The sequence below is a fragment of the Bacteroides sp. D22 genome, assembly GCF_000163675.1.
Lineage (GTDB): Bacteria > Bacteroidota > Bacteroidia > Bacteroidales > Bacteroidaceae > Bacteroides > Bacteroides xylanisolvens.
Window position 1 is genome coordinate 17,399 of sequence record NZ_GG774834.1, and the last position, 4,780, is coordinate 22,178.

The following is a 4,780-nucleotide window of genomic DNA, read 5'->3' on the forward strand; positions in this document are numbered from 1 at the left end:
AATATGGATACGATACATTCACAACAGTAGCAAACTCTATTGAGAACCATTATGAAAGGATTTTGAACTTCTTTGTGAACAGGAGTACAAATGCAGCAGCGGAAGCATTTAATGCTAAAATCAAAGCATTTAGGGCATCATTTAGAGGAGTAGTGGATATGAGCTTCTTCCTTTTTAGGCTAGCAAAGGTATATGCATGAAGGGAATTGACTAAACTTAATCCCCCAAGAATTACAACTGAGCCAAAAAGATTTTATTTATCCTATTTGCTACCCAATTTATTTTGGCTCCTTATATAATAAAGAGCTATGGTGCAAATCTTATTGAAGACAATTATGAGTATTCGGGAGTTAATCAAGGGAGAAAGACTGTCGAAAAGGATATCTTTGGAAATATCATCATTCGTGATGATAAAGGCAATAGAAAGACCATTGAAAAAGATATTTTTGGGAATATCACCATTCGTGATGATAAAGGCAATAGAAAGACCATTGAAGAGGATATTTTTGGGAATATTACTATTCGTGATGATAAAGGCAATAGAAAGACTATTGAAAAAGATATTTTTGGGAATATCACCATTCGTGATGATAAAGGCAATAGAAAGACTATCGAAGAGGATATTTTTGGAAATACCATCATTCGTGATGATAAGGGCAATAGAAAGACTATCGAAGAGGATATTTTTGGAAATACTATCATTCGAGACAATAAAGGTAATAGAAAGACGATTAAAAAAGATATCTTTGGGAATACCATTATCGAAGATGGCAAAGGCAATAGAACAACCATTAAAAAAGATATTTTTGGGAACGAAATAATTGAAAGTAGTGATGGTCATAGAAAAATTATCAAAAAGGATATTTTTGGAAATACAGTTATTGAGGATTATTAAAAGGTTATATTTATAAGGAGGAAATGTATCAGACTTATCTTCTTGTACTGATTTAGGGGTTAGATCGATTAACTGATAATGTGAAATTAATGGTGATATTAAAGAAATATTTATGATCTTTGTACCCATGAATATCGGAAATTAGTTGAATAGATTGATGAATCGTATAAAAGGTATACTTTATGCAGCGGTGTCTTCCTCTACTTTTGGACTGGCTCCGTTCTTTTCCCTCACTTTATTGTTGGCAGGTTTTTCAGCTTTCGAAGTGCTTTCCTATCGTTGGGGAGTGGCGACAATTGCGTTGACTCTGTTCGGATGGTGTTCGGGATGTAGTTTTCGATTGGAAAAGAAGGATTTTTTAGTTGTTCTTTTATTAAGTTTGTTGAGGGCAGTTACTTCATTCAGTTTGCTTATAGCATATCAGAATATAGCTACCGGGGTGGCGTCAACCATTCATTTTATGTATCCGTTGGCGGTATCTCTAGTCATGATGTACTTCTTTCAGGAAAAGAAATCCCTTTGGGTGATGTTTGCGGTCTTCATGTCTTTGTTGGGAGCGGCCTTGCTTTCATCGGGGGAACTGGAGGCGAAAAATGGTGATACGATAGTCGGACTGGTAGCAGCTTGTGTTTCTGTGTTTTCCTATGCGGGGTATATTGTTGGCGTACGAATGACACGCGCTGTTCGAATCAATTCCACTGTACTGACTTGTTATGTTATGGGGTTAGGAACCGTTCTTTATTTTATAGGTGCTTTGACTACTTCCGGGCTTCAGCTGGTAGCTGACGGTTATACCTGGTTGATTATTTTGGGACTTGCATTACCGGCTACAGCCATTTCTAATATAACATTGGTACGGGCTATTAAATATGCAGGGCCTACGTTGACATCTATTTTAGGTGCGATGGAACCATTGACAGCTGTGGTGATCGGAGTTTTTGTGTTTAAAGAATTATTTACTCTGAATAGCGCTATTGGGATTATTTTAATTCTGTTGGCTGTGAGTGTGGTAATATTTCGTAAACAAAAAAATGAAAGAGTATAAATAAAAAAAATGCTGTTTTACCTGATCGGATAAACAACATTTTTATAGGAGAGCCTCTTGTCGGATTCGAACCAACGACCCCGAGATTACAAATCACGTGCTCTGGCCAACTGAGCTAAAGAGGCGTTTTTCTTTTGCGGGTGCAAAGGTATGAATTTCTTTTAAAAATGCAAATACATCGCATACTTTTTTTATATTTGCAAAGTTACCAATGATTAGATGAAAATGAAAATTATGAATGTATGTGGTATGGCGATTTTAGCCATAGGTATATGGGCTTGTTCCGGACAGAAAAAGGGGACGGCAAATGTAGAAGTTGCAACAGATAGTGTAGAAGTAGCTGCAGATGCTATATCTGTTCAGGCAGATAGTACAGGATATATTGTTCGGGTAGGAGAGATGGCTCCGGACTTTACGATTATCCTGACAGATGGTAAACAAGTGAGTCTATCTTCCCTTCGTGGTAAGGTTGTCATGTTGCAGTTTACTGCAAGTTGGTGCGGAGTTTGTCGTAAAGAAATGCCGTTTATTGAGAAGGATATTTGGTTAAAGCATAAAAATAATGCAGACTTTGCTTTAATTGGCATTGACCGTGACGAACCACTTGATAAAGTATTGGCTTTTGCTAAATCTACCGGAGTGACTTATCCGTTAGGACTGGATCCGGGAGCTGATATTTTTGCGAAATATGCATTGCGTGAATCCGGAATAACAAGAAATGTGTTAGTTGATAAGGAAGGAAGAATTGTAAAACTGACTCGTTTGTATAATGAAGAAGAGTTTGCTTCTCTTGTACAGAAGATTAATGAGATGCTGAAATGAAAGAAAGCCTTCATTAGGCGTATCTGACGGAGCATTTATGAGCATATAAAAATAGTGACGCTATCCTGATGTGATGGCGTCACTATTTAGGTTATATAGTGACGCTATCCGGAACGCATACCGTCACTATATAATAATGAGCTTTTCAAGCAATACTAAGTTTGACTAGGTAATCGTAATGTTTTCCTTCTTTCACTAGTTCTGCCTTAAAACCACATTCGGAAGCGTATAAACTAAGAGTCTGGAAATCTAGATATAACCAGTCGAATGTGTCTCCTTTTACATCTTTATATTGCATTTGGAAGTCAATCTCTCCATAATAATCTCCGGCCAGATCGATGACTATGCTGCCGTCTTCTTCTTCAAAAAGATAGCGCAAATCGCTGGAATCCATGAGTATGCATCCGCCGGGACGGAGAATACGTTTCATTCGTTGGAAGAATCCGGGCATATTATTCAGTCTTCCGATAATTCCGGAACCATTCATAAGCATCAGGATCGTGTCGAATGTTTCGGTAAATGTTTCGTCAAAAAGGTTGATGAGGCGCGGATCGTTCACTCCGCGTTGTTGCATCACTTCGACGGATAACGGAGAAATATCAATGGCACACACTTCTTTTCCCATTTCCTGAAGTGCCAGTGCATGGCATCCGCTTCCGGCACCTACATCCAATATTCGTCCTGTAGCCATTTGTAGGGCGGTACGCTCTAATATAGGCATAGACTGTATACTACGGAACAATTCTTTGACGGGAATTTCATCTTCTTCGAATTGGGAAGAGAATACCCGCAAACGATCAGCTCTGTGATGGTTGAAATAATCAGAAATAGCGGCTCCCATCGGGTCCTTTTCTGCAGAAAGAGTTGTTGTTGCCATTGGTGGTTACGATTGTTAACTCTGCAAAGATAAATAAATCCGCAGAAAAGGGTTATCTTTGCCGTCGGAAATGTTGAATACTAATAAATGATTATATGAGTATAGAAGAAGCAATCATGGGTGGAATCGTTTTTAAAGGTAAGAAAGATAAGCCCAAAGAAGAGGAAAAAGTGAAGACGAAAGCGAAAAAAGCGACGTATATTCGTGGACAGCATGGTTCGGGTGCAGCGAAGATGAAAGCAGATATCCGGAAGAAGAGAGCTAGCCGTCATAAGAAATAAAAGTATGGTTATAAATATAATAATTTGTGTAGTATCTGTTGTACTTATGTTGCGGGGTGCTTTTCTAATTCTGAAAATGGGACTCTTGTGGATGCTTCATTGCAGGATAATAAAATCGTATGACAGGAAAACACATGGAAAGGTAGTGGATATAGAGACACAGGTAAAGTCTGATGGTATGAATATTACTGATGTATGTATACCAAAAATAAAATATAAATTGGAGGGAGAAGACGAGAAGTGTTGCCAATTTCTTCCTTCTAATCTAAAGAGTGGAGAGGAAAATAACATTTATCTTTATCCAAAACAGTATCATATAGATGATAAGGTTACCATATTGTATGATAAAGGTAAGGCGAATGATATGTTTGTGTTGCCCAGAATGCAACTAATGAGGCTGCTTGTTAACCAATTTGTTCCTGGTTGTTTTTTTATACTGGCGGCAATTTTAGGATTATGCTTTGTTTTTTAGAAACAGCATAGGCTGTCCGAAAAGCCTTAGAGGAATATTATAGAGTAGTACAATAATAGTAGAGTCAAATCAAGGTTAAAAGGGAAGAGCCCGATGCAAAACCGGACTCTTTATCAATCTTGTTAATTTTTGGAGACATTTGTTGAATATCTCTGCTTAGGGATATTCCTAAAATAATAAAATTTAAGGCAACTAATTCATTGCGAGTTAGTTGCCTTTTTTGTATCTTTAAGCATTCCCCCCAAAAAACGGTTTGACGGCCAAAACGGGGGTAATTAAAAATAAAAACACATGGTAAAGATACAAAAAATCTCAGAAATCGAACCTTGTTTAGGTTTTACCGAGTTCGATATGCTTAAAAAATATCGTCAAAGTTTTGCAACGAGTG

At 37.5% G+C, this 4,780-nt stretch carries 7 protein-coding genes, 1 tRNA gene and 1 pseudogene; 7 read left to right on the plus strand and 2 right to left on the minus strand.

Annotated elements, in window-relative coordinates:
- From HMPREF0106_RS26535 to HMPREF0106_RS00895, 3 genes are all read left to right on the plus strand, one after another.
- On the plus strand, positions 1–200 hold a 200-nt coding region (locus tag HMPREF0106_RS26535), incomplete at its 5' end, for a transposase (RefSeq protein ID WP_008997554.1).
- A 50-nt stretch (positions 201–250) separates the two neighbouring features.
- The gene (locus HMPREF0106_RS00900; protein ID WP_032851666.1) at positions 251–895 is read left to right on the plus strand and encodes a hypothetical protein; all 645 of its coding nucleotides are present in this window, start codon (positions 251–253) and stop codon (positions 893–895) included.
- Positions 896–1,052: 157 nt separating this feature from the next.
- Positions 1,053–1,940, plus strand: a complete 888-nt coding sequence (locus HMPREF0106_RS00895; protein WP_009041221.1) for a DMT family transporter — start codon at positions 1,053–1,055, stop codon at positions 1,938–1,940.
- A gap of 51 nt (positions 1,941–1,991) precedes the next feature.
- On the opposite strand, the gene HMPREF0106_RS00890 is transcribed toward HMPREF0106_RS00895, so the two are convergent.
- Positions 1,992–2,065: transfer RNA gene (locus HMPREF0106_RS00890), tRNA-Thr, on the minus strand.
- Positions 2,066–2,159: 94 nt separating this feature from the next.
- Here HMPREF0106_RS00890 and HMPREF0106_RS00885 point away from each other — a divergent pair.
- The gene (locus HMPREF0106_RS00885; RefSeq protein ID WP_009041222.1) at positions 2,160–2,762 is read left to right on the plus strand and encodes a TlpA family protein disulfide reductase; all 603 of its coding nucleotides are present in this window, start codon (positions 2,160–2,162) and stop codon (positions 2,760–2,762) included.
- Positions 2,763–2,907: 145 nt separating this feature from the next.
- Here the strand turns inward: HMPREF0106_RS00885 and HMPREF0106_RS00880 are convergent, their stop codons facing one another.
- Positions 2,908–3,639: a class I SAM-dependent methyltransferase gene (locus tag HMPREF0106_RS00880; RefSeq protein ID WP_008025809.1), complete on the minus strand. Its 732-nt coding sequence runs from the start codon at positions 3,637–3,639 to the stop codon at positions 2,908–2,910.
- A 95-nt stretch (positions 3,640–3,734) separates the two neighbouring features.
- Between HMPREF0106_RS00880 and HMPREF0106_RS00875 the strand changes: the two genes are divergently transcribed.
- From HMPREF0106_RS00875 to HMPREF0106_RS28375, 3 genes and pseudogenes are all read left to right on the plus strand, one after another.
- Positions 3,735–3,920, plus strand: coding sequence for a hypothetical protein (locus tag HMPREF0106_RS00875; protein ID WP_004300779.1), 186 nt, complete (start codon positions 3,735–3,737; stop codon positions 3,918–3,920).
- Positions 3,921–4,098: 178 nt separating this feature from the next.
- Positions 4,099–4,392 (plus strand): hypothetical protein, encoded by a 294-nt coding sequence (locus HMPREF0106_RS28035; protein WP_225450386.1) that lies wholly within the window; start codon positions 4,099–4,101, stop codon positions 4,390–4,392.
- A gap of 291 nt (positions 4,393–4,683) precedes the next feature.
- Positions 4,684–4,780 (plus strand): annotated as a pseudogene (locus HMPREF0106_RS28375) (transposase); the annotation flags it as partial.